Below are 24,851 nucleotides of genomic sequence, written 5' to 3'. Positions count from 1 at the left end.
ATATGTCTACGATCACCTCAGGAGAGGTTTTCTTGGCGCGACCACACGGCTAAAGAGACCCAACTCATTCGAAAAATGGTGCTCTGATGTCTGTCTCGATGCTGTCGACCTTTGTGAAACCCATGCACCCCGAAGGGCGCAAGTTTGTTGCAATCGCTGCAGCGATCACGGTTTTGTTGTTCCTACTCTGGGAACCGCTTGGCTGGGTCGGCGTCGGCCTGACGGTTTGGGTCTATTACTTCTTCCGCGATCCCCTGCGCGTCACGCCTGATCGTAAGGGCATCATGGTATCTCCAGCAGACGGCGTCGTGTCGCTGCTGGAACCTGCTGTCCCGCCCGCAGAGCTAGGACTCGGCGACGCAGCGATGACCCGCATTTCCGTGTTCATGTCAGTGTTTAACTGTCACGTGAACCGCGCACCTGCGGCAGGAACAATCACCGCGGTCGCCTATCGCCCAGGCAAATTCCTAAACGCGTCGCTCGACAAAGCGTCTGAGGACAACGAGCGCAATGGCATCACCATCGAACTTCCAGATGGTCGCAAATTCGGCACCGTTCAGATCGCAGGTCTCGTCGCGCGTCGTATTCTTTGCTGGTCCAAAGAAGGCCAAGAGATTGGCATTGGTGAACGTTTTGGTCTGATCCGTTTCGGCTCTCGTCTGGATATCTATCTTCCTGAGGGCGCAAAGCCGATGGTATCGATAGGCCAGACGATGATCGCTGGCGAAACTGTTATTGCAGATTTGGGCGAAGCGCCCCAAGCCTGAGGCATCTCATGAGCGAGCAAGAAAACAATCGGGACACCAAAGGCCGCGTTCCTTTCGTCCAAATGGTCCCCAATATGGTGACCCTAACGGGAATGTGCTTGGGCCTTACGTCCATCCGTTTTGCCGTCGACGAACGTTTCATGCTCGCCACGTTTCTGATCATGCTCGCTGCTGTGATGGATGGCCTTGATGGCCTCATGGCGCGTCGGCTCAATTCAACGTCGGAATTGGGCGGCGAACTCGACTCGCTCTCGGATTTTGTGTGCTTTGGCGTCGCTCCGTCGATCTTGATTTACCAATTTTTCCTGAGCTCGCTTGGCGGCCTCGGCTGGATTTTCGCGCTGGTATACGCAGGTGCTGCCTGCCTACGTCTCGCTCGCTTCAACGTAATGAAGGACAAGCCAAAGACGGACGACAGTGAAACGCCCCACTTTGTAGGTGTCCCGTCACCAGGTGGCGCGATGCTCGCTCTGATGCCTGCATTTCTTGTTTTCGGTGGTTATTTCGACGCCCACTCGATCCCAATGATCGTAGCGATTTGGCTCGGATTTGTTGGCGTTCTTATGATCTCAACAATGAGGACGCTGTCCCTCAAGGCCGTCCGAATTCCACGAAGCCTCTCCCGTGTCGTGCTCGTGCTTACTCTGCTCGTCGTGGGCCTCGTGTTTTTCCGCCCTTGGCTACTGCTTGTCTCCGTGAACGTGATCTACATCCTCATCTTGCTTTTTAGCATTGTGAAGGCACGCGGCAATCTGTTCGCTCAGTCCTAAAGCCAGCCGCGGAACACTCCCAACATTGATCTCAGCAACAAAAGAAAACGGGGCCCGATGGACCCCGTTTCCTTAATTCTGTTGTGAAGAAGAGGATTACTCTTCTGCACCCTCTTCGTCTTCGTCAACACCAGCCGAGCGCAGACCCGACGGAGCCGAGATGTTCGCAATAACGAAGTCACGGTCGATGGTCGGCGAAACGCCTTCCGGCAGGGTAACGTCAGAGATGTGGATCACGTCGCCGATTTCGCGGCCGGTCAGGTCAACAACGATCTGCTCAGGAATGTCGCCAGCGATAACGCTCAGCTCGACTTCCGGACGAACAACGGTCAGAACGCCGCCTTTTTTGATGCCCGGTGCAGCTTTGTGGTTCTCAAACTCGACATGCACAAACAGGTTCACACGGCTTGTACGCTTCAGGCGCATGAAGTCGATGTGAGTCGGCAGGTCTTTTACAACATCGCGCTGAACGCCACGGCAGATCACACGTACATCTTCCTGACCTTCAACTTTGAGGTTGAACAGGGTGGACATGAAACGGCCCTGCTTCAGTTTCTGAAGCAGTTTGTTGTAGTTGAAGTTCAGCGGAAGCGGATCTTGTCCACCACCGTAAACGATACCCGGAACGAGCCCATCACGGCGAGCTTGACGAGCGGCCCCCTTGCCTGTCCCCGTACGTTCCGTGGCGATAAGATCAGGAATCTCACGTGCCATCTTGATAATCTCCATAAGATGAGGGGCCGCCCTCCAAGGGTGTGCGACCCGATGAAGTCGCGCTCTTACACGCGAATCCCCTTTTTGGAAAGGTGAAAATCCCTCTTTAGTGAAGAGAAACTACCCTAGATTATCTTGCTATTTAAAATGATTCTAAATCTAATGCGCCCAAACTCTGGGAGCGCATTTATGGAAACCATTCTCAACGGCACACTTGGCGGTCTGGTCGCAGGCATTGCTACGGCCTTGGGCGCTGTTCCAGTGTTAATTGGGAAGACGCTTAGCCAACGCGCCAGCGACACGCTGTTAGGTTTCGCAGCAGGCGTGATGCTCTCTGCATCCTACTTCTCCTTGATTTTGCCTGGTATTGATATTGCGACAGAGCAATATGGCTCTACTTTGATAGCCTCCCTGATCGCTGGCATTGGGATCGCCCTTGGCGCTGGATTTGTCGCTTGGCTGAACTCGTCGTTGCCCCATGAACATTTCATCACAGGGCAAGAAGGCGCTGACGCTGCTGCGATGGGACGCATCTGGCTCTTCGTGATTGCTATCACCATCCACAACTTCCCAGAAGGCATGTCGATTGGCGTAGCCTTTGGTGACGGGACCACCAGCGGCATATCGGTTATGACAGGTATCTCGCTCCAAGATATGCCCGAAGGTCTGGCTGTTGCCGTTGCGCTCATCGGGCGCGGCTATTCGCGATGGAAGTCTTTCCTAGTGGCTGCCCTCACAGGCATGGTCGAACCCATTGGTGCGCTGATTGGCGCCAGCGCAGTTTCCGTTACCCACGAAATCCTCCCGATAGGGCTGACGTTCTCCGCAGGTGCAATGCTCTACATCATCAGCCACGAAATCCTCCCAGAAACGCACCGCAACGGGCACCAGAACCGCGCAACGACGGGTCTTCTTTTCGGTCTGATCTTGATGATGATCCTCGACGTTACTCTGGGATAAAGAAACGAGCATTCCTACGTCGCCCTTACTGCGCTCCCGCGGCTCCGACATGATGGTCCAATAAGTGCAAAAGAATGCCGCACAGCCCTCGCATACGATTAAAACACACAATACTGCCTTTGTGCCCCAAATATCCTGGGGGTCTGGGGGCAATGCCCCCAGCGACGCTTGCGTAGAAGCGCCTTGCAGCCTAGAAGCCATTCGAGCAATTTCAGGAGGGTCCGATGGGATTCAAGATGGGTATCGTGGGTCTGCCGAACGTCGGTAAATCGACCCTGTTTAACGCGCTGACCAAAACGGCAGCGGCACAGGCTGCAAACTTTCCCTTCTGCACCATCGAACCGAACGTCGGCGAAGTGGCTGTTCCGGACCAGCGCCTTGATGCTCTGGCCGAAATCGCTGGGTCTAAACAGATCATCCCGACTCGGATGACATTCGTTGACATCGCAGGCCTCGTCAAAGGCGCTTCCAAAGGCGAAGGCCTTGGTAACCAGTTCCTCGCCAACATCCGCGAATGCGACGCCATCGCCCACGTGCTGCGTTGCTTCGAAGACGATGACATCACGCACGTTGAAGGCCGCGTGGACCCTGTCGCTGACGCAGAGACCATCGAGATGGAGTTGATGCTCGCCGATCTCGAGTCGATCGAACGTCGTTTACAAAACATCGTCCGCAAGGTCCGCGGTGGCGACAAAGAAGCTGTTGAACAAGAGCGGCTCCTTAAACTTGCGAAGGACGCGATTGAAGCAGGCAAACCCGCCCGCACAGTTGAAATCTCAGAGGATGACCAGAAACAGTGGAAGATGCTGCAACTGCTGTCGACCAAACCTGTCCTTTATGTTTGCAACGTCGAGGAAACATCTGCCGGCGCAGGCAATAGCCAATCGGCTCGCGTTGCTGAAATGGCAGCGGCTCAGGGCAACAGCCACGTTGTTATTTCTGCACGCATCGAAGAAGAGATCAGCCAACTCGACGACGAAGAGCAGGAAATGTTCCTCTCCGAACTGGGCCTCACCGAAGCAGGCCTCGACCGCCTCATCCGTGCTGGCTATGAACTGCTTCACCTGCAGACCTACTTTACGGTTGGTCCGAAAGAAGCACGCGCCTGGACTATCAAAGAAGGCACGGGCGCTCCCGCTGCTGCTGGCGTGATCCATGGCGACTTTGAACGCGGATTCATCCGCGCTGAAACCATCGCGTTCAATGACTACATCCAATTCAAGGGTGAAACTGGCGCTAAAGAAGCTGGTAAAATGCGTGCGGAAGGCAAGGCATACATCGTCCAAGACGGCGACGTGATGCACTTCCTCTTCAATACGTAATAACGGCCGAAAAATCGGTTCTATCGTTTGAGGGCGCAGGGCAAACCTGCGCCCTTAACCATTCATACCAGTCAATATGCCGCATATCGCGCGACAACTCTGGCCGCTCTGGCGACGGCGTTATTGAGACCTCGCCCTGTGTGCAGCGAACCATCCGCTGGGGTGTGTAGATAACCCAATCAAATTCAGAAAACTGACGTTGATACTTTGGCAGCGCTAATTCCAAAGGGTCATGCGGCACATCGCACCACCCAGCAAAGATACGCCGCCCAGCCTGTCGCCCCACCTCATGCAAACGAAGATCGCGGCCCAATTTCCGATGTGCTCTCAATACATCATTTTCCATTTCGAGAAGCCGCAGGACGTCCGTGTCGCAACGATCTCCGACCAGCGACGGCTGAAGACGCAACCGCCACGCTAAACGATACAGCAGGTCAAACTTCGCTGGATCCGAATGCCACACGGCGGTTTCAGTCAAAATGACAAAACGTTCTGGCACCCGAGCCTTGTAACGCTCGTCAGGCAAGGTCGGCACCATTTCCGTCGCCCCAACCGACCACTCAACAAATTCAGGTGCTATACGTGCCGACAGCAAGCGCCGTGCAATCCGACGCCATACTATGGCCGTTCCAGAAAATGGGAGGGTGATCGAATACATGGCGGCATACATTTTTGTTCATGATATGTTCTTTTAAGCTATACGCAAGATCTCTTAACCAATTCGGCTGCGAAAACTTTCTGCCAGAGGTGCCTTGTTTTCCGTCAAAGCCATCGCTAAACGGGTCGACGGAGACGTGGCCGAGTGGTCGAAGGCGCTCCCCTGCTAAGGGAGTAGGCGAGGAATCGTCTCGAGGGTTCGAATCCCTTCGTCTCCGCCATTAAAATGGCTTTAATACTTTAAAAACAAGTACTTAAATGGATAAAATATTATTTATCCCCCATTTTGACCCCGTAACATCTGATCAGAATCTATGGCTGCTTTGCGAGATAGTTTACGATCAATGAATGTTACCCTTTCGAGTCGGGTTAAATTATAAGTCAGAGCGTACCTGACTTAACGACACCATTGATCGGCATAATTTTCGTTTTTTGTGTGTTTTGATGATATGGCAATGAGCAACTTTCATCGTCCCAATATATTCTTTCCCATCATCCCAGTAGCAGTCGACCGACACAACCTCGGCATCATCGTCACGAGTAAAAACTGCTTCCAACCTTTGTAAGCGCTGCCTAAGCCTCATGCTACCGAGCTTTCTAATTTGGTTAGTCGTTCTTCAAACTCACTAAATTCCAGTAACTTCCGGTAAGTTTCGATAAGAGCCATCACATGAGCCGCCTCCAGCGGAGTCAGTGCACCTTCAGCTACAGCTGCCAATACAAAGCGCCCCGCAATAGCTGCATCACTAATTGACTGAATCGGCGGCAGGACGAATTCGACGGGCGTATCTTTCCTTGGGGGAGCAATTCTCTCAAGGCATAAGCGAAGAGCTACGCTGTCACCCTCAAGTGCCATCTCGACGGCTTTTCGCGTGATAGCTTCGGCTTCTCCGTCGAGCAGTGCGGAGATGGCCGCTGTAGTCTTGTTACGCGAGCCCTTGGGACGCCCAGGATTTCCGGGAGCGAACCTTCCATCGGTATTTCGGCCGTTGTTTCGGGACATATATGTAACTCCAGAATGAGTTATAATATAACACATATCAACAGAAATGAAAATCTAGTGATGCATATCACACTTGTGAATTCTGACATCAAACTGAAGCAAAATTGGCCATCGATCTTGGAGGCGGCGCCTTGAAGCCGGAGAGTATGAGACCGCCAAGGACCTTGCTGCTGCCATCGGCAACCACGAGCGATACGTCAGCAGGCATTTACGGCTTACCTATCTGGCACCAGATGTTCTACGACGGCTGGTCTATAGCCGGGAGATCCCGCGCATGACCATACGAGCGATGACAGACTTGGTGACGATAAGTTGGGAAGAGCAGGAAAAGGTAGTGTTTGGGGCGTGAGGGCGGGAAGCTGACCTTCGCTGCGGTCTGCATCAACGTCGGCTCTGCGGACAAAACCGCCTTGTGCAGATGCGGCTAGTGCTGACGCAGCATTTGCTTGCTCTTGCAGCACGGTTATCGCTGCGTTGCAGTGCATGTCGACAGAGCGGTCATTGAACAATAGCCTAAGTCGTCATTTCTAGACCGTTTCGTTGATGCCTGGCGAAGGCGGACATCGGATTTACAACATCATCGTTAGGCAGATCTTTCTAGAGGCCGGTTGTCGAAACAGCGAGCGCGACCGAGTTTGGGCCAAATGTAGAGACTACGAGTCCGTCTTGTTAATCCAAAATCGAATGCTTCAAATTAGACCCTGCGAAGAACTTGGGGCCATTCCGGCACATATACTGTCTGAGACGAAGGGCGAGGCGCTAGTAGTAGTTAATGCTGCCCCTTTCGTCTTGGCATCCGTTGTTTGGGTGCAGAAATTGGCGCCGTGGGCGCTCAGGGATAATGCGGGATACAGGTTTTAGATGCGTATCGATCGTTTGCGACTGGCCATGTTGGGTAATTTCTGTTCGCGAAATCTGGCACTTCGCACCGATCTCTTTATAGTGTGTTGGCAAGGTTCGCGTCCGTCAATTGATTGCTGAGGCCCGGGTACACTTGTTGATCGAATTGACCAAAAATGAGACGCAGCCATGACTAATGCTTTTGCAACATCAGGTTTGTTTGGTGCGCTGTTATGCGATCCGAGAATTGCAGAGGAATTTAGCGCGACAGCCTTTACGGACCGTATGCTTGCCTTTGAGGCGGCTTGGACGCAGTCGTTGGGCGCATACGGTTTTGTATCGGAGCAGGACGCGAACAAGGCGTTGGCTGCGATCAAGACGTTTTCCAGTGAAAATCTTGGTCACGGAAGTGGTCGAGACGGGTTGCCCGTACCAGCCTTGGTTGCTGGCTTGAAATCCACTCTGGACGTAGGTGCAGCCTGCGCCGTGCACACCGGTGCGACCAGCCAGGATGTGATGGATACCGCGATGGTCTTGACCTGTCTTTCGGTAATGGATGAGATGACAGCACGGCTGACCCGGCTCGTCGCTGAGCTTGATGCCTTGCTGGAAAAATCGGGTGATAACGCCATGATGGCCCGAACCCGTATGCAGGCCGCATTGCCCGCCAACGTTGCCTTGCGCGTCGATGCGTGGCGCCGTCCGCTGGCAGACCATCTTGCGCTTGCTGATGATGTAAAAAATCAACTTTCGGTAGTCCAGATTGGCGGGCCCATTGGTTCGCGTGAAACTCCAGAGCCCCATGTGGCTGAGTGTGCAGGCCAGGTCGCCGAAACGCTGGGCCTTGCGCTAGGTCCGGTCTGGCATGCGGATCGCAGCAGGTTTGTGGCCATGGGGCATTGGCTGACCCTCGTCGCAGGTTCACTGGGCAAGATCGGACAGGACGTGGCGCTTATGGTGCAACAGGGCATCGATGACATCGCGTTGTCGGGTGGTGGCGGATCGTCCGCGATGGCGCATAAGCAAAATCCGATCGGCGCAGAGCTGATGGTCGCATTGGCGCGCTATGTTGCGAGTCAGCAGGGACTTTTGGGGCAGGCGATGATCCATGAACAAGAACGCTCTGGCGCGGCTTGGGCGTTGGAATGGCTGACACTGCCCGCGATGGCAGAGGCGACGGGTGCTGCTCTTTTGCATGCGGAAAGCCTGATTACCTCTGTCGAACGGCTAGGTTCGCCGAACTGACCCAAACGCCTGTTTTGAGGCCACTCTTGAAGACACCGTGAACATGATGATTTGTGTCGGTGCTATCAATTACGCTTTTGCCTGCTTACGTCGGCGACCAGATCCAATGCGTCGCCCATGCCTGTGAAAAGTGTGTTGGGGATCATTCAGTTGGCCACATTACCTTTTCATACAGCAACCTGCCGTAAGCCAAGTATGTCGCGTGCCTGATGCCATGTGGCAACGGGGCGTTCGTATTTTTCGCAAAGATCAACTGCGCGCCGGACCAAGGCTGCGTTCGACGGGGCCAGCGTGTCACGGTCAAGCCGCACGTTGTCTTCCAGGCCAGTTCGGGTGTGGCCGCCCTTGGCGATCGACCATTCGTTGATGGTCAGTTGTGCCGGACCAATACCCGCCGCGCACCATTGCGCATCGGGAGCAAGGCGTTTGAGCGTCTCGATGTAGAAATCGAAGATCGGCTCGTCCGCTGGCATGGAGTTTTTGACGCCCATCACAAATTGGACATAGAGCGGCCCCTTGAGGCGACCATCAGCGGCCATGCGGGTGGCTTGCACGATATGGCCCAGATCGAAAGCTTCGATTTCGGGTTTCACGTCGTGGGCCAACATTTCAGAGGCGAGCCAGTCCACCAGATCGGGGCTGTTTTCATAGACGCGCGTGGGAAAGTTGTTGGATCCAACAGACAGCGAAGCCATGTCCGGCGACAACGGCAGCATGCCGCCCCGATCTCGCCCCGCGCCAGAACGCCCACCCGTGGACAGTTGCACGATCATACCAGGGCAGTGTTTTTCCAACCCTTCCTTGAGCCGTGCAAAGCGTTCAGGATCCGATGTGGGTTTGCCTTCGTCGTCGCGCACGTGGCAGTGCGCGATGCTTGCACCGGCCTCGAACGCCTCATGGGTGCTTTCGATTTGTTCGGCGATGGTGATCGGCACCGCCGGATTGTTGTCTTTGGTGGGCAGAGATCCAGTGATCGCCACGCAGATGATGCAAGGGTTGGTCATACGCGCCTCAAATATCGAAGAAAACAGTTTCGTTTTCGCCTTGAATGTGGACGTCGAACCGATAAACGACTTGGCCGTCGCGTTCGCCGCGTTGCGCGATCAGCGTTTTGCGGCGGCTTTCCCATTCGATCAGATTGATGACCGGATCGGTGGCATTGGCCTCTTCCTCGTCGCTGAAATAGAGCCGCGTATTCAGCCCGATGTTGATGCCGCGCGCGACGATCCACAGGTTGATATGCGGTGCCATGGCTCGCAGGCCCTGATGGCCGCGTCCGAAGGCGTCTTTCTGTTCTTCCTCGGCGGTGGGGCGCATGGACGCAAGCGGGGCGCGCGCGGGGACAGGGCCCGGCTTGATGGTGTCAAATCCCCATTCACCGGTGTCAAAATCGGTGATTACGCGGCCCCAACCGCGAAAGCCGTCTTCGACCTCTCCGCCACCTTCTGGGTGGGGGTATTTGCCATGGGCGTTAGCCTGCCATGCTTCCAGCAGCACGTCTTTGACAGGGTTGCCCGTGCCATCAATCACGCGGCCTTCGATACGGATCCGTTCGCCCTCGGCGTTTGGTCCGGCTATGTCCCAGCCCAGTTCATGTTCGTAGATATCAAAGCCGGCAGCACCGGGTGCCAGACCAATATGGACATAGGGGCCAGCGGTTTGAGATGGGGTTTCACGCAGGTAATTAAGGCGTTGCATCAGTTTCCCTCCAGCCGGTTCTCAAAGAGTGTCGAACGGCGTCCGCGCAGTACGATGTCGAACTTATAGGCGATCGTATCGAGCGGGATTGTCGCATTCAGGTCGAGCTTGGCGGTCAAGGCGTCAATCGCGTCCGCATCTGGAATCGTCTGCACGATAGGACAAAGCGGGATCAGCGGATCGCCCTCAAAATAGAGTTGCGTGACCAGGCGCTGGCAGAAAGATGCGCCAAAGACACTCAGGTGGATGTGCGCCGGTCGCCAGTTGTTAACCATGTTCCGCCAGGGGTAGGCCCCCGGTTTGACCGTGCGGAAAAAGTAATAGCCGTTTTCATCGGTCATAGTCCGCCCGCACCCTCCGAAATTCGGATCAATTGGAGCAAGGTAGGTGTCTTTCTTGTGGCGATACCGCCCACCCGCATTGGCCTGCCACACTTCGACCAGTGTATTAGGGACCGGTCGGGCGTTTTCATCCAACACTCGTCCGTGCACGATGATGCGCTCGCCCACAGGGTCGCCGGTTTGAGCGTAGTTCTTGATCAGGTCATGATCCAGTGCCCCCAGATCGTTGTGTCCGAACACGGGGCCGGTGATTTCACTGGTCGATTGTTGCAGGCTAATCAATGCATTGCGCGGGCTTCGCGCGACGGATGTCTTGTAGCTGGGCGCATAAGCCGGAGGGTGCCGGTCGCGGTCGCGTTGATAATACTCTGCGGGCGTTTTCATGTGGCATCCTCCATTTCAGCGTAGGTTTGTTTTGCAAGTTTTATGGCGTGGTTTGCCTTGGGCACGCCCGCGTAGACAGCGACGTGCATGAAGGCCTGCAAGACATCGTTTTGGGAAGCTCCAGTGTTGGCGGTGGCGCGGATATGCATGGGGATTTCTTCGAAATTTCCCGTCGCGGCCAAAAGGGCTAGGGTCAGCATTGAGCGGTCGCGACGGCTGATTGTGTCATCCGACCACAGCGTGCCCCAGGCCCCTTCGGTAATCATGCTCTGAAAGGGCGCGTCAAAGGCGTTTTTGTTCGCCTCGGCACGGTCTACGTGCGTGTCACCCAGAACGGCACGGCGGGTAGCCATGCCCTTGTCGAAACGCTCAGACATAGGCGTGCTCCTTTAGAAATGGGTTTAGGACAGCGGCATAGGCCGTCGGGTTTTCGACGCAGGGCAGATGGCCCACACCGTCGATGACATGGACTTGTGAGCCGGGGATCAGGGCCGCGGTTGCGACCACCAGATCGGGCGGGCTGGCGCCGTCGTGGCTACCCGCGATGGCAAGCGTCGGAAGGCGCAGCCCAGCCGTAATGTTTGTCAAATCCGCCGCTGCGATGGCCGCGCAACATCCCACGTAACCTACTGCAGGTGTGCGTGTCAGAAGTGCGCCCCACAGGGCCGCTTCGGGCGTTGCGCGAAAGGTCGGGCCGAACCAGCGGTCCAGAACAGCCTTTTCCATCGCGGCCAAACCTTTTTCGTTGATGGCGGTAATCCGCTCTTCCCATGTGGCAGGGTCGCCCATTCTTGCAGCGGTGTTTGACAACACGAGCGCACGGACCAGATCGGGGCGGCGTGAGGCGAGGGATTGGCCGATCATACCGCCAATCGAAAGGCCAACGAAGATGACCGGCCCCAGATCCAGACCTTCAATTAAGGCTGCGGCGTCGGCTGTCAGATCGTCGATGGTATACGGCCCTTCAGGGCAACCCGACAGACCATGCCCGCGCTTGTCATAGCGGACCAGGCGCAATCCGTCAGGCAACAGCGGGATGATCGCATCCCAAAGGCGTAGATCAGTACCCAGCGAATTGGCAAACACGACCGGTGTGCCATTCGAGTCACCGTCCTCTTGCACATGTAGGGTCACGCCATTCGCGTTTACGGCCCGCATCAGTAGGGCAAGCCCACGTAGTTTTCCGCCATGGATTTCTGTGCCGCCTTGTTGGAACGCAGGAATTCGATCTCGGCGACCTGCATCTTCAAGTCAAACTCTGATTGGTCGGGGTAGGTATGCATCAAAGAAGAGAACCACCAGCTAAACCGCTCGGCCTTCCAGACGCGGGCAAGAGCCTTTTCAGAGTAACTGTCGATGCCGTCGGAGCTGTTGTTTTCATAGAAGTCACGCAGACCATTATAAAGGTAGTGCACGTCAGATGCGGCGGTGTTCAGACCCTTGGCACCGGTGGGCGGCACAATGTGAGCCGCGTCGCCGCAAAGGAACAGCCGCCCCCATCGCATCGGTTCGGTCACGAAAGACCGCAGGGGGGCAATAGACTTTTCGATACTCGGTCCGGTCACGAGGTTTTCCGCCTGATCCGCGGGAATACGCCGCTTGAGCTCTTTCCAGAAGGCTTCATCGGTCCAGTCCTCGGGTTTGTCGCTGAGCGAACACTGGATGTAATAGCGGCTGAGATTGTCGTTGCGCATAGAACAGAGCGCAAAGCCTCGCGGGGAATTGGCGTAGATTAATTCATGATTGACGGGGGGCGTTTCGGACAGGATCCCCAGCCAGCCAAAGGGATAGACCTTTTCGTACTCCTTGCGCACGTCCAGCGGGATGGTTTGGCGGCTGACGCCGTGGAAGCCGTCACACCCCGCGATGAAATCACAGTCCAGCCGCTGTGGCTGCCCGTCGACTGTATACTCGATATGTGGAGCGTCTGTGTCGGCCCCGTGGATGACGACATCTTCAACGTTGAATTCGATCTTGCCGCCAGCTGCTTCGCGGGCGTCGTAAAGATCGCGGGTTACTTCTGTTTGGCCATAAACGACAACGGGGGTGCCGGTGTGTTCGGTGAAATCGACGCGGAACATTTCGTCGCCGTAGGACACCAGCGTGCCATCATGCAGGATGCCTTCTGCGTGCAGGCGGTCGGCGCAACCAGCTTCTTCCATGAGTTTGACCAGACCCTGTTCAAGGACGCCTGCGCGGATGCGTCCCAAAACATAATCCTTAGTCTTGCGTTCCAACACGACGCTGTCGATCCCGCGCGTGTGTAAAAGCTGCGCCAGCAAAAGCCCCGATGGACCACCGCCGATGATTGCGACCTGGGTCTTCATATCGTTCTCCCAAATGTATCGCACCCCTTGTCGCATGTTAAAAAATGCATTCATAATGAAATTTGGAGAATTTTGATTATCTAAATGGGCAAGAATGTGGATCGTCGTATCAAATTCCGGCATTTGGATGCCTTCAGTGCCATCGCGCGGGCCCGCAGTTTCAAAAACGCTGCTGAGCAATTGAATCTGACCCAGCCAGCGATCTCGAAAACCTTGAAAGAGCTAGAAGATATACTTGGCGTAGTGGTGCTGGAGCGTAGCCGTTCAGGGGTCTCACTGACCCCCAAGGGCGAAGTATTCCTGCAATTTGCCGAACAAAGCACCGCCGCGCTGAGGCACGGATTGCGCAGCATTCAGGCTGCGGATGGTGCCGCTGGACAACTGCGCCTAGGGGCTTTGCCAAGTGTCGCATCGTCGTTGCTGCCCGATGTCGTTCGGGATTTCGCCGCCAGAAGCCCCGACACCTTGGTTGCAGTCCATGAAGGGCCACATCATGATCTGACTAGCCGGCTGCGCAGCGGGAGCCTCGATCTGGTTATCGGGCGTCTTGGCAAACCGGACACAATGGTGGGCTTGAGCTTTCAACAGCTTTATTCCGAAGAAGTGGTCATTGTGGCCCGTCCGGATAGCCCCTCACTGGCCTTACGCAGAGCGGTCGATCTGAACCAGGTTCGGGTACTTTACCCGCCCAAGGATTCCGCGATCCGCCCGTTGGTGGCGCGATTGCTGATTTCCCAAGGTGTGCCGTTGTTCCGGAACAGGATCGAAACCGCGTCGCCTGAATTCGGACGAGCGGTCACGATGGCGGACCCCAATACGGTTTGGATTATCAGCAAAGGTGTGGTTGCGGCTGATATCGCGATGGGGCGGTTGGTGCGTTTGCAGATCGACATGGCGTCAACGCAAGGAGCGGTTGGCATCATGAGCCGCGCTGAAGAGGTCCCGTCTGTGGCCTCGCGCACCTTCGCAAAACTGTTGAGTAATATGTGCGGACAAGGCAATTATGGATCAAGACAAAAGGATGCGGGAATGTGGGATGAATGAGCCTAGCAGCCGCGCTGCATTGGCGAACCCTCTAAATATTTCGTTGATCTGTGGCGACGCCGGGGACTATTTTGTGACCGACGCGCTAAAGCAACTTGCCCTCGAGACCGGCGCGCTGCTCATCGCAGATGACCCAGATTTTCTGCCCGATTACCCGAAGCAAACCCGTTTGGATTTCTCCCAGGTGGGGTTGGATGACATCCCGATCAAAATGGCGGAGGTGAGTGGCCGTATTCAGGCTGCCGTCGAGGCGTTGCCTTTTGTCTCTGTCGTTATCGTGGATATGCGTTGGGGGGCCGGCACGATTTCGGCGACTGCGAACTTTGAACGATGGGGTGGTTTCTGCGACCGGATCTCCGAAGGCACGCAGGTGCCAATCGTTTCTATTTATGCGCGTAGTCTGATGATCGAGGACCAGATGTTGGCCGCCGTGCGCGGGCACAGCCATTTTCTGGCGCCTTCAGGCCTTTATGATAATCCATTCTGGCTGCCGCCAGCCTATCAGACAGGGGCCACGATTTCGCAACAGATCGGGTTTGTGCTGGGGCGTCTGGTTCCGGACTATGAAGATGCGCTCGTGCAGGACGACGGTGAAGCGTCCGGTGCCAACCCTCAGTGGATCACGGCCCCCGCCGCCTACGGCCGCGTATGGGCAAGGATGATATCTGGAAAATCAGGTGTTTCGGGCGGCTTCGGATTTATCTGTCAGACGGAAGCCAGATCAAATGGGACATTCCGGGAAGTGCGCCCCGGAAAACCAAGACGCTGTTCGCCTATCTCCTGCAACGCGGGGAAAAGGGTGCGCCGACCGATCTTCTGGCTGAGCTTTTGTGGTCTGAAGAGCCGGACGAGAACAAGAAGCGCAAGCGCCTGCACCATGCCATAACGATGCTGCGCAATACGCTTGGCGGAGCCGGTTTTGTCCGACGAAACGGGAACTATTACACATTGGTGCCGCCTGAGGGGACCTGGATCGATATCGCTACCTTCGAACAGCTTTGCAATCGCGCCAAGGTTTTGTCCAAGTCGGAAAAGCTTGAAGATGCAATCGCTCTGCTGGATGCCGCTGACAGGTTGTATTCAGGGGAATTGTTCGAAGACCTGCCCGCTGCCTATTTCGAAAACGATATGGAAAATTGGGTGGTTCCCAAACGGGAATGGTTCCGGGATATGGCTTTGAAAGTGCTGCGCGATAAGGCTGCGATCCTGCGGCAGCAGGGACGATTTCGGGACGCATTATCAAGCTGTCAGAAGGCGCTGCAAATGGATGCGGTGTGTGAAATTGCCCACGCTGAAGCGATGCGTATTTTTCATGCGCAGAACAGGGCGGACGCCATCGCACGCCAGTATCGCCAATACCTGAGTTCGATGGACGCGATGGAATTGAAGCCCGAGACCGATACGCTGGAGCGACTCAGAGCCGAGTTGGTAGATACCCTTTCCTGACAATGGGTTAAGAAAACCAAAGAAAAACCAAAGCGCGTGGGCTAAGCTGATTCCCAGCACGAAATGAGTGTCAGGGAGGACATGTGATGAGCGCTCAAGCACAGCCGCAGGCTGGGAATTACAACATCTTCGATCTAAGTGCGCCACATGCCAAGTGGAAGGAACTGCGCGAGGATCAGCCCGTGTTCCAAGATCCAGAAAGCGGCTATTGGATCGTGACACGTCACGCGGATATCAAGGGCGTTTTCGACGACTGGAACACGTTCTCGTCTGAAAATGCACAAGCTCCGATGCGCCCGATGTGCGACGCGGGCAAGCAGATCATGAAGGATGGCGGTTTCACCGTATATTCCGGCCTGTCAGCTCGCATCCCGCCGGATCACACTCGCATTCGCAAGCTGGCACAATCCGCCTTCGGCCCGCGCCGTTTCAAGGCGATTCAGCCGCAGATTGAAGCGATCGTTGATCGTCATCTGAACAAGATTGCCGTAGCGGGCGAATGCGATTTTTTCCGAGATGTGGCCTATGATGTGCCGGCTTTGGTGTTGTTTGCCCTGATGGGTATTCCGGACGAAGACGTCCCGAAGGTCAAAGACTGGGCCGCCAGCCGTGCCCTTTTGACCTGGGGAGATCTAAGTGATGAGGAACAACTGCCGCTTGCTGAGAAAATGGTCGACTACTGGTCCTATTGCCGTGGTCTGGTGGCCGCGCGCAAAGAGGTGCCGGGCGATGATTTCCCTACCGATATGGTTCAGGCACAGGCCAATGGCGCGGATATCACGGACGAAGAAATCGCAGGCTTGATGTATTCGGTCCTGTTCGCCGGGCACGAAACCACGACGACGCTGATGTCGAATGCGATCATCACATTGATGGCGAACCGCGATGCCTGGGATGCCGTTTGCGCGGACCCCAGCCTGATCCCGGCTGCGACCGAAGAAATCCTGCGGTTCGAACCGTCCATCGTGTCATGGCGCCGCCGCGCCAAAACGGACGCTGAAATCGGGGGGGTCGCTATTCCGGAAGGCGCCGACATTCTTTTGGTGATGGGGGCGGGCAACCGCGATGCCGACGTGTTCGAGAACGCGGAAACCTTTGACATTCAACGCAAGAACGCGCGCAATCACCTCAGCTTCGGCTACGGTATCCACTTCTGCATCGGCTTTCAGCTGGCCAAGATGGAATTTGGCATCATGCTGCGCGAGCTGACGGCGCGGTTCCCCAATATGACGATGAAGCCGGATCAACACATCGAATACCTTCAAAATATCTCGTTCCGCGTCCCAAATCAGGTGATGGTGGATCTTGGGATGGAGAAAACGCAATGACCGCTTTCACACTTCCGTTCGGAAAAATCGGCACCAGAGATCACGCCCGTGTGGGCGGCAAATGCGCCAGTCTTGGCGAGATGACACAGGCAGGCATCGCCGTCCCCACAGGGTTTGCCGTCACGACAGATGCCTATTTGGCGATGCTAGACCAAACCGGGCTGCGCGCCGAAATCGAAGCTCAGCTTGCGAGCACGAAGTTCGATGACGTATCGTCGCTGGAGAGGTCCGCACAAGCGATCCAGATCCGCTTTCGGTCACACAAGCTGCCCGCCGATGTCGAGGCTGCCATTCGCAATGACTACAACGCCATGGGTGATGATCTTCCCGTAGCCGTGCGATCCTCTGCAACCGCCGAAGATTTGCCGGATGCGTCTTTTGCCGGGCAGCAGGATACGTATCTGTGGGTCGTGGGCGCAGACACTGTCATCGAACATGTGCGGGACTGCTGGGCCTCGCTCTTTACGGCCCGCGCAATGAAGTACCGGCACGACAACGACCTTGGCCAGATCGAAGTCTTGATGAGTGTCGCGGTTCAGAAAATGGTGAACGCACAGACCGCTGGTGTCGCGATGACGCTCGATCCGCTGACTGGGGATCGCACGCGCATCGTGATCGACGCTTCTTACGGGTTGGGAGAGTTGGTCGTATCGGGGATCGTCACGCCGGACAATTTCACTGTCGAGAAGATCCTGATGGAGGTCATCGACCGCAAGATTTCCGACAAACACGTTGAACTAGTACCCGATGTGGCCGCCAAATCAACGGTTGAGCGGGAAGTGGCTGCAGACCGTCGCAATGCGCAATGCCTAACCGACGCTCAAGTCATGGCCGTGGCGCAACTTGCCAAAGCGTTGGAGCGCCAGAACAAATGCCCGCAAGACGTGGAATGGGCTTTTGATGCGGATTTGCCCGAAGGCCAAAACCTCGTTGCGCTGCAAAGCCGCCCTGAAACCGTCTGGTCACAAAAGCCGGCAGAGCCAGCCAAGACCAGTTTTTCAACTGGCATGATGGGTATGGTTGGGGCCCTGAATAACCCTGTTGGATCAAAGAAATAACTCAAGTCAGTCTCTGGGAGGAGAAACCAAAATGGACGCAACTACACCGATGTTTCCAAGTGCCTATGACCTCAATGCTCCGGCAGGTGCCGAAGGGTGGGAGGACTTGTATCCCTATTATCTGAAGTTCCAGCCCGCCTTGCGCGAGAAGGAAGATCAGAAGTTCTGGTTCTGCGACAGCCAGCACTGGCCAAACCCGTTCAAGCCATTCGATACGATGACGGTCGAATTTGCCGTAAAATGTCTAGGTCAATACAACACACGCCACTATCTGGTGCCGCCTGCGAACGGTGTCGATTACCGCATCCACAATGGGTACGTTTACATGTCGCCCATTGGTGTTGCCCCTGAAAAGATCGAGGCTCGCATCCCCCAGTTCATGGAGCGTGCAGGCCATTACTTTCAGAATTGGTCGACGCTGCTGGAAAACTGGCACAAGAAGGTCAAAGCCAACATCGACGAGATGGAAGCGATTGAATTCGAAAAACTTCCTGATGTGGTTCCGATGGACTGGGTCAAAGACGGCGTCGGTCTGGATAACACCACAGCCCTGACCGAGAATTACGACCGTATGATCCAGTTGATCTATCGGACATGGCAGTATCACTTTGAATTCCTCAATCTCGGGTATGCGGCTTACTTGGACTTCTTTGGCTTCATGAAAGAGCAATTCCCGTCGATCCCCGATCAGGCGATTGCCAAGATGGTACAAGGTCATGACAGCGACCTGTTCCGTCCCGATGACGAGTTGAAAAAACTCGCCCGGCTTGCGGTTGAACTCGGTGTGGCGGATGCGTTGAAAGGCGGCACCGTCGAGGACGCTTTGGCTGCGGCCAGCGCGCTAGAAGGTGGCGCCAAGTGGATTGCCGCATGGGAGGCCGCGAAGGATCCTTGGTTCAACTACACAACGGGCAACGGGTTCTATTCGACCGACGAGTACTGGAATGAAAACCTGCAAATCCCTATGGGTTATCTGCGCGACTACATTGCACGTGTGCAGGCCGGAGAGACGATCGAACGCCCAATGGATGCTCTGCATGCAGAGCGGGATCGCATCGCATCCGAATACCAAGAAATGATGTCGCCCGAAGCGGCTGAGGCGTTTCAGGGGAAACTGGGTCTGGCCCGGACGGTTTATCCTTACGTCGAGGATCACAACTTCTACATCGAACATTGGTCGATGGGCGTGTTCTGGAAGAAAATGCGCGCGCTGTCCAAGTTGCTGCACGAGGAAGGCTTTTGGCCGACTGAGGACGGTATGTTCTACCTGAATCGCAACGAAGTGCGCGACGTGATCTTTGATTACGGCAACGCATGGGCGACGGGTGGCGATTGGGCCGGACCAACCCATTGGCCCGCAGAAATCGAGCGCCGTAAGGGCATCATTGACGCCCTTGCCACGCAAGCGCCGCAGCCCGCGCTGAACAACCCGCCAGAGTTGATCACCGAGCCGTTCACCATCATGCTGTGGGGGATCACGTCGGATTCGATCAAGAATTGGATCGGAGGCGACGATGACGGCGACAATCTGACCGGTATGGCCGCCAGCCCCGGTGCCGTTGAGGGGATCGCCCGTGTGATCCGCAGCCCTGAACAGCTGGATGAAATCCAGCAGGGTGAAATCCTTGTGGCTCCGGTCACAGCACCAAGTTGGGCGCCGGTCTTCGGCAAGATTCAGGCCACCGTCACAGACATCGGCGGCATGATGAGCCACGCCGCGATTGTGTGCCGCGAATACGGCTTGCCAGCGGTGACAGGCACTGGTTCGGCCAGCTCGAAGATCAAGTCTGGTGACAAAATCCGCGTCGATGGCAACACCGGCAAGGTCACGATCCTAAGCTGAAACGACAGGCGAGGCAGGCAGGGTTTGCCTGTCTCGCACCATTCGGAGGCGATCATGCTAGATATGAACAAAGACTTTGCCCGCTATGATCCCGTGTGGCGCAAGGCAGAACCCTATATGCGTGCGCGCAAGAACGACATCCACATCCCGTTGTCCTTCGGATGGGCTGCACGGCTTCTGCAGGACTACGTTGAAGCCGACCGCGACGTCTGCCTGCTGGCGATCCTGCTGCACGATATCGGCTGGTACGCCATCGACATGGAAGACATCATCGAAAAAGGGTTTTCCGGCCCGAATATGCTGCAATCTGATGTGCGCTATCTACACGAGTCCGAAGGTGTTCGGATGGGCACCGAGGTGTTGCAGGCCACCGGCTGGGACACGGATATCATCGCGCAGGTGTGCGAGATCATCGATGGCCATGACACCCGACCTGATCCGCGACATCTCAATGATCGAATCGTGCGGGATGCCGACAAGTTGTGGCGTTTTGACGTCACCGGCATTGCTGTCGCCTGCGACTGGTTCAAACTGACTCCACATGCCTATGCGGACCGTCTGGAAGTCCAGAAAGGCAAACTTGAAACAGAGGCGGGGCGCGCATACGCGACGCAAACCCTCACTGCATCGCGCAACGCGCTGATGTTGCATGTGATTTAAGGAAACGACATGGATATGTTCATCGATGGGGCTTGGCGCCCTGCGACGTCAGGTGTGCGCCAAGATGTGACCGCACCGGCAACTGGCGAGGTGTTTGACACCGTTCCGGCGGGGGACGCCACGGATGCCGATATCGCTATTCGGGCAGCGGCTCGAGCCTTCGAAACCTGGAAACAGTTGCCGATGGTCGAACGTGTGGGTATCCAGAAAGCCTGTGCCCAAGCGATGCGCGACAATGCCCAAACGGTCGGGGCCATCCTCAACAAGGAATTGGGCCGCCCGATACACGCCTGTGTGGCGGAAATTGCCCGTTCCGCTGATCTGCTGGATGTATACGCCGAAGAAGGGCTGCGCTTGACGGCCACGATGTCTCTGGCGTCTGGAACTGGTGAAAAGACCATCGTGACCCGCGATCCATTGGGCGTGGTCATTGCGATTACGCCGTTCAACTATCCTGTGACGTTGCTGATGTTCAAACTGGGTGCGGCCATGATTGCAGGCTGCACGATGGTTGCCAAGCCCGCCGAAGATACACCCTTATCGACCCTGATGTTGGCCGAGCTTTTCCACAAAGCAGGCCTGCCTGCGGGCGTATTCAATGTCGTGACCGGTCGTGGCAGGGGTATTGGGTCGGCGATGATCGAACACCCCATCCCCCGCAAGATCGCCTTTACGGGCGGTACGGCCGCAGGCAAGGCGATTGCGGCGGCGGCCACAGGGACAATGAAACGTGTGACCCTTGAGCTTGGCGGGCAAAGTGCGGCGATTGTCTGCGCAGATGCAGATCTGGAAAAGGCGACCACAGCGATTGCGCGCCACGGTTTCGCGAACTCGGGGCAGTTTTGCTACCGCGTGAACCGTGTATATGTTGAACGCCCTGTCTACGAAGACTTCCTTTCGCGTCTGTCTGAGAAGGCCGGAAAACTGACGCTTGCCCCCGCTGGTGGCGACGGCGATTTGGGGCCATTGGTAAACGAAAAGATCTATTCCAATAGCGAAGTACAAGTGGCTGATGCCCGAGAAAAGGGTGCCCGTATTGTGCTGGGTGGAGACCGGAAAACCGGCGAGGGCTACGATGGCGGCTTCTATTTCCCGCCAACGATCATCGCTGATGCGACACACGATATGCTGGTCCTGACGGAGGAAACATTCGGTCCGGTCCTGGGAGTTTGCGTCGTTGATGATGCGTTCGAGGCCCTCCGGATGGCCAATGACAACCGCTACGGTCTGGCGGGTTTTGTCTTTGCTGGTGATCTTGCCAAGGGTCTGACCCTCTGTGAGGGTATGGAGGCCGGCTCCGTCTGGCTCAACGACATCCACCGTTCCTCACACTACGTGCCGTTTGGCGGCATGAAGGAAAGTGGCGTCGGGCGCGAAAAAGGGCGCTATGGCGTCGAGAGCTACCTGGAATACAAGACCATGTACCTCAGCTACGAGGTGCTGGCGTGACCGCGGATACCCTTTTGGCACGAGATATCCCGCTTTGGCAGGACGCCAAGCCGTTTCTGGATGTTCGATCGAACGACGTGCATACGCTGATTTCATACCGCCTCGCCCGCGCATTGTTGGCAGAACACAAAGGTGTGGATCAGGCGATCGTGCTTCCCGCGATCCTTTTGCATGATGTCGGTTGGAAGAGAATTGATCCCGCCTTGCTTAGCGATGCGGTGGGTCCAAATGCCACGCGCCCTGATCTCGTGCGCGATCACGAGGTCTACGGGGTTGCCATAGCTGGCGATATCCTGCGCCGCCATCAACCTGAAGGCGTCGATATCGATGCTGTGCTGGCGATTATCGACCGCCATGACACCCTTAAGGACGCGACCTCATTAGAAGACGCCCTGGTCAAGGACGCCGACAAGGCATGGCGGTTTTCGCCTCACGGGGTCGCGACGATCAGTGGCTGGTTCGGCTACGAAACAGATGAAACGCTGGCGATGCTCGAAGATTTCGTGATGCCTACGATGCTCACCGATGCGGGACGGATCATGGCCCGCGCCATGCTGGCATCCGGGCGGGCGGAGGCGCAGTCAGACCACTACCTGAAAGGAAACTAGGATGTCAGACCTTGGCTTGAAAGAGAAACGTGTCCTTGTGACAGGAGCCGCGGGTGGCCTTGGCCGCGCCTTTGCCGAAGGGTTCGCCGAAGCGGGCGCGCGTGTGATTGCAGCCGATCTGAACGAAGACGGCGCGCAGGAAACGGCCCGCGCAATCACCGACACTGGCGGTCTGGCGCATGGCGCAAAGGTCGACGTGACCAATGCGCAAAGCTGTGCCGAACTGGCGGCGTTCGCCCAAGAGACGCTGGGTGGTCTGGATGTGTTGATCAACAATGCCGCGATCTATGCCGGACTTGAGCGCAAGGACTTCACCGAGATCGACGAAGATGTCTGGGATAAGGTCATGGCCGTGAACGTCAAAGGCGTCTGGCAAATGACCTGCGCGGTGACACCGCTTATGAGAACCGCAGGGGCGGGCGCTATTGTGAACGTCGCCTCGGCTACAGTGTTTTCGGGCTCTCCGCAGTGGATGCATTACGTCGCCTCAAAGGGGGCAGTCATTGCCATGACGCGGTCACTGGCGCGCGAACTTGGCGACGACAACATCCGCGCCAACGTCATCGCGCCCGGTTTCACCCTGACTGAGGCCAGCCTTGACCTAATCGAAGACGCCGAAAACTACGGCGTCACACGCGGTGCGCTGAAACGATCGGCGGACGCAAAAGATATGGTGGGATCGGCGATTTATCTGGCGTCAGACCTTGCCGGATTTGTCACAGGTCAAACCCTGATCGTAGATGGCGGTCGCCAGTTTATTTGAGGAAAAAGCCATGACAAAACTTGTTTTTATCGAACCGACGGGCAATCGTCACGAAATCACCGCGACGGATGGCCAAAGCGTTATGCAGGCCGCGACCGCACAGGGCGTTGTCGGTATCGACGCCGAATGCGGTGGGTCTTGCATGTGCGCCACCTGCCACTGCCTTGTGATTGATGCGCTAAACTCTCTGCCGGAAATGCAATCAGACGAAGCCGATACGCTGGAATTCACTGCAGAAGACATGAAGGAAAACAGTCGCTTGACCTGTCAGGTGACGGTGACACCCGAGCTGGACGGCATCGTTTTCCAAGTGATCGGGCGCTAGGCGATGTCAGGGGTCGTGATCATCGGGGCCGGCCATGCCGGCGTGCAGCTGGCCGCTAGCCTACGGGAAGCAGGATATGGATCTGACATCCGTTTGCTGTCTGGCGATCCGGATTTCCCCTATCACAAGCCACCGCTGTCCAAGTCGTTCATGGCGACGAAAGAAGCCGCGCTTCAGCCCCTACGTGGCGAGGCATTTTTTGCGCAGAACAACATTGAGTTATCGTTGGGCTTGGATGTGGACAGGATTGATCGAGCCAGCAAAACTGTCGTTTGCGCGGATGGTGAAGCCATCGCCTACGACAAACTGATCATCGCTACAGGCACTAGTGCACGCAAGATCACCATGCCCGGCGCCGATCTGCCGCAGGTCTTTGCACTTCGTACAGCATCAGATGCGCGGGCGATGCGGGATGCTCTTCCCGCGATGAAGAGTGTCGTCGTGATCGGCGGCGGATTCATCGGGCTTGAGGCCGCCGCAATGCTATCGGCACGCGGCGTACAGGTCGATGTGATCGAGGTAGCGCCCCGCCTGCTCGGGCGCGCCACAAGCGAGAGTGTGGCCCAAGCTGTTGCGGATCATTTGATAAAAACAGGAGTCCGGCTGCATCTCAGTCAATCGGTCGAAACGATCGCCGCACAGGATGGTGCGGTTTGCGGCGTGCAATTGGGCGACACATTTCTTCCTGCTGACCACGTTTTGGTCGGTGTCGGTGCAGTGCCTATGGACCAACTGGCGAGGGATGCAGGGCTTTCGACGGAAAATGGAGTTGTTGTCGATGACCATATGGCGACAGATGATCCCGATATCTTCGCCATCGGGGATTGTGTGTCGTTCCCGCAGATCCATCTGGAACGGCAGGTGCGGCTTGAATCCGTGCAAAATGCTACGGATCAAGCGCGCGCGCTTGCCCTGACGCTGACGGGATCTCCGACCCGGTACACGGCACTGCCGTGGTTTTGGTCCGATATCGGAGCGTTGAAGCTACAGATCGCCGGGTTGTCAGACGCGCCGGATCAATTGATCGAAACCTTTGACAAGGATGGTGCGTTGAAATCGGTCTACCATCTCAAACACGGCAAACTCATAGTCTGCGAAACGCTGAACAGCGCCGGAGAGCATATGTTGTCGCGCCGGATGATCGCCGACGGCTTTACGCCAGATATTGATCTCTTGGTTGATGGCGATGCCCGGGCAATGAAGCTCGCATATCAGGACGCGGTAAAAGGCTAGCCCTGCGACTTATGTTCATGTTTGTATGCGCGTAATTGAAGTGCCCCTACAGCTCCAACGGTTCCC

At 56.2% G+C, this 24,851-nt stretch carries 26 protein-coding genes and 1 tRNA gene; 18 read left to right on the top strand and 9 right to left on the bottom strand.

The genetic code is table 11. The features are described 5' to 3' along the window. Positions 1–86 precede the first annotated feature (86 nt). Both BSK21_RS00780 and pssA read left to right on the top strand, forming a co-directional pair. Complete coding sequence (locus BSK21_RS00780; protein ID WP_074038931.1) at positions 87–767, top strand: phosphatidylserine decarboxylase; 681 nt, start codon at positions 87–89, stop codon at positions 765–767. Between the two features lie 8 nt (positions 768–775). Beyond that, positions 776–1,537 (top strand): CDP-diacylglycerol--serine O-phosphatidyltransferase, encoded by a 762-nt coding sequence (gene pssA / locus BSK21_RS00775; RefSeq protein WP_067547985.1) that lies wholly within the window; start codon positions 776–778, stop codon positions 1,535–1,537. Positions 1,538–1,633: 96 nt separating this feature from the next. Here the strand turns inward: pssA and BSK21_RS00770 are convergent, their stop codons facing one another. Further along, complete coding sequence (locus BSK21_RS00770; protein WP_067547991.1) at positions 1,634–2,251, bottom strand: 50S ribosomal protein L25/general stress protein Ctc; 618 nt, start codon at positions 2,249–2,251, stop codon at positions 1,634–1,636. A 189-nt stretch (positions 2,252–2,440) separates the two neighbouring features. Here BSK21_RS00770 and BSK21_RS00765 point away from each other — a divergent pair, with 189 nt between their 5' ends. Both BSK21_RS00765 and ychF read left to right on the top strand, forming a co-directional pair. Further along, positions 2,441–3,211: a ZIP family metal transporter gene (locus tag BSK21_RS00765; protein ID WP_067547982.1), complete on the top strand. Its 771-nt coding sequence runs from the start codon at positions 2,441–2,443 to the stop codon at positions 3,209–3,211. Positions 3,212–3,435: 224 nt separating this feature from the next. Next, entirely contained in the window at positions 3,436–4,533 is a 1,098-nt protein-coding gene (gene ychF / locus BSK21_RS00760; protein WP_067547979.1) for a redox-regulated ATPase YchF, read from the top strand. On the opposite strand, the gene BSK21_RS00755 is transcribed toward ychF, so the two are convergent. Continuing rightward, positions 4,523–5,203 carry a DUF4130 domain-containing protein gene (locus BSK21_RS00755; protein ID WP_067547976.1) on the bottom strand — a complete coding sequence of 227 codons (681 nt, stop codon included), beginning with the start codon at positions 5,201–5,203 and terminating at the stop codon, positions 4,523–4,525. The genes ychF and BSK21_RS00755 overlap by 11 nt on opposite strands. 118 nt (positions 5,204–5,321) lie before the next feature. On the opposite strand from BSK21_RS00755, the gene BSK21_RS00750 reads away from it, so the two are divergent. Next, positions 5,322–5,411: transfer RNA gene (locus tag BSK21_RS00750), tRNA-Ser, on the top strand. Between the two features lie 359 nt (positions 5,412–5,770). On the opposite strand, the gene BSK21_RS00745 is transcribed toward BSK21_RS00750, so the two are convergent. After that, complete coding sequence (locus tag BSK21_RS00745) at positions 5,771–6,193, bottom strand: DUF5681 domain-containing protein (RefSeq protein WP_067547973.1); 423 nt, start codon at positions 6,191–6,193, stop codon at positions 5,771–5,773. Positions 6,194–7,222: 1,029 nt separating this feature from the next. On the opposite strand from BSK21_RS00745, the gene BSK21_RS00735 reads away from it, so the two are divergent. Continuing rightward, positions 7,223–8,278 carry a 3-carboxy-cis,cis-muconate cycloisomerase gene (locus BSK21_RS00735; RefSeq protein ID WP_067547967.1) on the top strand — a complete coding sequence of 352 codons (1,056 nt, stop codon included), beginning with the start codon at positions 7,223–7,225 and terminating at the stop codon, positions 8,276–8,278. A 167-nt stretch (positions 8,279–8,445) separates the two neighbouring features. Here BSK21_RS00735 and BSK21_RS00730 read toward each other — a convergent pair whose 3' ends face one another. The 6 genes from BSK21_RS00730 to pobA are packed head-to-tail and all read right to left on the bottom strand — an operon-like array spanning position 8,446 to position 13,028. Next, on the bottom strand, positions 8,446–9,282 hold the full coding sequence (locus tag BSK21_RS00730; protein WP_067547964.1) for a 3-keto-5-aminohexanoate cleavage protein: 837 nt from the start codon (positions 9,280–9,282) through the stop codon (positions 8,446–8,448). 7 nt (positions 9,283–9,289) lie between these two features. Beyond that, positions 9,290–9,979 carry a protocatechuate 3,4-dioxygenase subunit alpha gene (locus BSK21_RS00725; protein ID WP_067547961.1) on the bottom strand — a complete coding sequence of 230 codons (690 nt, stop codon included), beginning with the start codon at positions 9,977–9,979 and terminating at the stop codon, positions 9,290–9,292. Next, positions 9,976–10,701: a protocatechuate 3,4-dioxygenase subunit beta gene (gene pcaH, locus BSK21_RS00720; protein ID WP_067547958.1), complete on the bottom strand. Its 726-nt coding sequence runs from the start codon at positions 10,699–10,701 to the stop codon at positions 9,976–9,978. Before pcaH ends, BSK21_RS00725 begins: the two co-directional genes overlap by 4 nt. Further along, on the bottom strand, positions 10,698–11,078 hold the full coding sequence (pcaC, locus tag BSK21_RS00715) for a 4-carboxymuconolactone decarboxylase (protein ID WP_067547950.1): 381 nt from the start codon (positions 11,076–11,078) through the stop codon (positions 10,698–10,700). The genes pcaH and pcaC overlap by 4 nt, the downstream gene beginning before the upstream one ends. Continuing rightward, a complete protein-coding gene (gene pcaD, locus BSK21_RS00710; protein WP_067547947.1) occupies positions 11,071–11,859 on the bottom strand; it encodes a 3-oxoadipate enol-lactonase in 789 nt (262 codons plus the stop codon). The genes pcaC and pcaD overlap by 8 nt, the downstream gene beginning before the upstream one ends. Then, positions 11,859–13,028: a 4-hydroxybenzoate 3-monooxygenase gene (gene pobA, locus BSK21_RS00705; RefSeq protein ID WP_067547945.1), complete on the bottom strand. Its 1,170-nt coding sequence runs from the start codon at positions 13,026–13,028 to the stop codon at positions 11,859–11,861. The genes pcaD and pobA overlap by 1 nt, the downstream gene beginning before the upstream one ends. Positions 13,029–13,112: 84 nt before the next feature. Between pobA and pcaQ the strand changes: the two genes are divergently transcribed. The 12 genes from pcaQ to BSK21_RS00650 all read left to right on the top strand — a co-directional run bounded on the left by pcaQ (position 13,113) and on the right by BSK21_RS00650 (position 24,785). Then, a complete protein-coding gene (gene pcaQ / locus BSK21_RS00700) occupies positions 13,113–14,072 on the top strand; it encodes a pca operon transcription factor PcaQ (protein WP_067547942.1) in 960 nt (319 codons plus the stop codon). Next, entirely contained in the window at positions 14,032–14,958 is a 927-nt protein-coding gene (locus BSK21_RS16100) for a hypothetical protein (protein ID WP_232230446.1), read from the top strand. The genes pcaQ and BSK21_RS16100 overlap by 41 nt, the downstream gene beginning before the upstream one ends. Further along, positions 14,901–15,518, top strand: a complete 618-nt coding sequence (locus BSK21_RS16095) for a bacterial transcriptional activator domain-containing protein (RefSeq protein WP_232230445.1) — start codon at positions 14,901–14,903, stop codon at positions 15,516–15,518. The genes BSK21_RS16100 and BSK21_RS16095 overlap by 58 nt, the downstream gene beginning before the upstream one ends. Before the next feature lie 86 nt (positions 15,519–15,604). Beyond that, on the top strand, positions 15,605–16,846 hold the full coding sequence (locus tag BSK21_RS00690; protein ID WP_067547936.1) for a cytochrome P450: 1,242 nt from the start codon (positions 15,605–15,607) through the stop codon (positions 16,844–16,846). After that, positions 16,843–17,904, top strand: a complete 1,062-nt coding sequence (locus BSK21_RS00685) for a PEP/pyruvate-binding domain-containing protein (RefSeq protein WP_067547933.1) — start codon at positions 16,843–16,845, stop codon at positions 17,902–17,904. The genes BSK21_RS00690 and BSK21_RS00685 overlap by 4 nt, the downstream gene beginning before the upstream one ends. Positions 17,905–17,935: 31 nt before the next feature. Beyond that, the gene (locus BSK21_RS00680) at positions 17,936–19,747 is read left to right on the top strand and encodes a PEP-utilizing enzyme (RefSeq protein WP_067547930.1); all 1,812 of its coding nucleotides are present in this window, start codon (positions 17,936–17,938) and stop codon (positions 19,745–19,747) included. A 54-nt stretch (positions 19,748–19,801) separates the two neighbouring features. Continuing rightward, positions 19,802–20,407 carry an HD domain-containing protein gene (locus tag BSK21_RS00675; RefSeq protein WP_067547927.1) on the top strand — a complete coding sequence of 202 codons (606 nt, stop codon included), beginning with the start codon at positions 19,802–19,804 and terminating at the stop codon, positions 20,405–20,407. Between the two features lie 9 nt (positions 20,408–20,416). Continuing rightward, on the top strand, positions 20,417–21,856 hold the full coding sequence (locus BSK21_RS00670; RefSeq protein ID WP_067547923.1) for an aldehyde dehydrogenase: 1,440 nt from the start codon (positions 20,417–20,419) through the stop codon (positions 21,854–21,856). Further along, the gene (locus BSK21_RS00665) at positions 21,853–22,464 is read left to right on the top strand and encodes an HD domain-containing protein (RefSeq protein WP_067547920.1); all 612 of its coding nucleotides are present in this window, start codon (positions 21,853–21,855) and stop codon (positions 22,462–22,464) included. Before BSK21_RS00670 ends, BSK21_RS00665 begins: the two co-directional genes overlap by 4 nt. 1 nt (position 22,465) lies before the next feature. Next, positions 22,466–23,227, top strand: a complete 762-nt coding sequence (locus BSK21_RS00660; protein ID WP_067547917.1) for an SDR family NAD(P)-dependent oxidoreductase — start codon at positions 22,466–22,468, stop codon at positions 23,225–23,227. A gap of 10 nt (positions 23,228–23,237) precedes the next feature. Beyond that, positions 23,238–23,552, top strand: a complete 315-nt coding sequence (locus BSK21_RS00655; protein ID WP_067547914.1) for a 2Fe-2S iron-sulfur cluster-binding protein — start codon at positions 23,238–23,240, stop codon at positions 23,550–23,552. 3 nt (positions 23,553–23,555) lie between these two features. Then, positions 23,556–24,785, top strand: a complete 1,230-nt coding sequence (locus tag BSK21_RS00650; protein WP_067547911.1) for an NAD(P)/FAD-dependent oxidoreductase — start codon at positions 23,556–23,558, stop codon at positions 24,783–24,785. The last annotated feature ends 66 nt before the right edge of the window (positions 24,786–24,851 follow it).

Origin of the sequence: Marivivens sp. JLT3646 (assembly GCF_001908835.1) — a bacterium.
Lineage (GTDB): Bacteria > Pseudomonadota > Alphaproteobacteria > Rhodobacterales > Rhodobacteraceae > Marivivens > Marivivens geojensis.
The sequence above is the reverse complement of the archived record's forward strand: the minus strand, read 5'-3'. Positions and strand labels throughout refer to the sequence as shown.

Excerpts from the sequence above, each read along its gene's own strand:
- BSK21_RS00730 (WP_067547964.1), bottom strand. The coding sequence starts at position 9,282 with ATGACCAACCCTTGCATCATCTGCGTGGCGATCACTGGATCTCTGCCC.
- BSK21_RS00675 (WP_067547927.1), top strand. The coding sequence starts at position 19,802 with ATGCTAGATATGAACAAAGACTTTGCCCGCTATGATCCCGTGTGGCGC.
- pcaQ (WP_067547942.1), top strand. The coding sequence starts at position 13,113 with ATGGGCAAGAATGTGGATCGTCGTATCAAATTCCGGCATTTGGATGCC.
- BSK21_RS00735 (WP_067547967.1), top strand. The coding sequence starts at position 7,223 with ATGACTAATGCTTTTGCAACATCAGGTTTGTTTGGTGCGCTGTTATGC.
- pobA (WP_067547945.1), bottom strand. The coding sequence starts at position 13,028 with ATGAAGACCCAGGTCGCAATCATCGGCGGTGGTCCATCGGGGCTTTTG.
- pcaC (WP_067547950.1), bottom strand. The coding sequence starts at position 11,078 with ATGTCTGAGCGTTTCGACAAGGGCATGGCTACCCGCCGTGCCGTTCTG.
- BSK21_RS00660 (WP_067547917.1), top strand. The coding sequence starts at position 22,466 with ATGTCAGACCTTGGCTTGAAAGAGAAACGTGTCCTTGTGACAGGAGCC.
- BSK21_RS00680 (WP_067547930.1), top strand. The coding sequence starts at position 17,936 with ATGGACGCAACTACACCGATGTTTCCAAGTGCCTATGACCTCAATGCT.
- BSK21_RS00655 (WP_067547914.1), top strand. The coding sequence starts at position 23,238 with ATGACAAAACTTGTTTTTATCGAACCGACGGGCAATCGTCACGAAATC.
- pssA (WP_067547985.1), top strand. The coding sequence starts at position 776 with ATGAGCGAGCAAGAAAACAATCGGGACACCAAAGGCCGCGTTCCTTTC.
- BSK21_RS00670 (WP_067547923.1), top strand. The coding sequence starts at position 20,417 with ATGGATATGTTCATCGATGGGGCTTGGCGCCCTGCGACGTCAGGTGTG.
- BSK21_RS00765 (WP_067547982.1), top strand. The coding sequence starts at position 2,441 with ATGGAAACCATTCTCAACGGCACACTTGGCGGTCTGGTCGCAGGCATT.
- pcaH (WP_067547958.1), bottom strand. The coding sequence starts at position 10,701 with ATGAAAACGCCCGCAGAGTATTATCAACGCGACCGCGACCGGCACCCT.
- BSK21_RS16100 (WP_232230446.1), top strand. The coding sequence starts at position 14,032 with ATGGATCAAGACAAAAGGATGCGGGAATGTGGGATGAATGAGCCTAGC.
- BSK21_RS00770 (WP_067547991.1), bottom strand. The coding sequence starts at position 2,251 with ATGGCACGTGAGATTCCTGATCTTATCGCCACGGAACGTACGGGGACA.
- BSK21_RS00780 (WP_074038931.1), top strand. The coding sequence starts at position 87 with ATGTCTGTCTCGATGCTGTCGACCTTTGTGAAACCCATGCACCCCGAA.
- BSK21_RS00745 (WP_067547973.1), bottom strand. The coding sequence starts at position 6,193 with ATGTCCCGAAACAACGGCCGAAATACCGATGGAAGGTTCGCTCCCGGA.
- BSK21_RS00685 (WP_067547933.1), top strand. The coding sequence starts at position 16,843 with ATGACCGCTTTCACACTTCCGTTCGGAAAAATCGGCACCAGAGATCAC.
- BSK21_RS00690 (WP_067547936.1), top strand. The coding sequence starts at position 15,605 with ATGAGCGCTCAAGCACAGCCGCAGGCTGGGAATTACAACATCTTCGAT.
- pcaD (WP_067547947.1), bottom strand. The coding sequence starts at position 11,859 with ATGCGGGCCGTAAACGCGAATGGCGTGACCCTACATGTGCAAGAGGAC.
- ychF (WP_067547979.1), top strand. The coding sequence starts at position 3,436 with ATGGGATTCAAGATGGGTATCGTGGGTCTGCCGAACGTCGGTAAATCG.
- BSK21_RS00755 (WP_067547976.1), bottom strand. The coding sequence starts at position 5,203 with ATGTATGCCGCCATGTATTCGATCACCCTCCCATTTTCTGGAACGGCC.
- BSK21_RS00650 (WP_067547911.1), top strand. The coding sequence starts at position 23,556 with ATGTCAGGGGTCGTGATCATCGGGGCCGGCCATGCCGGCGTGCAGCTG.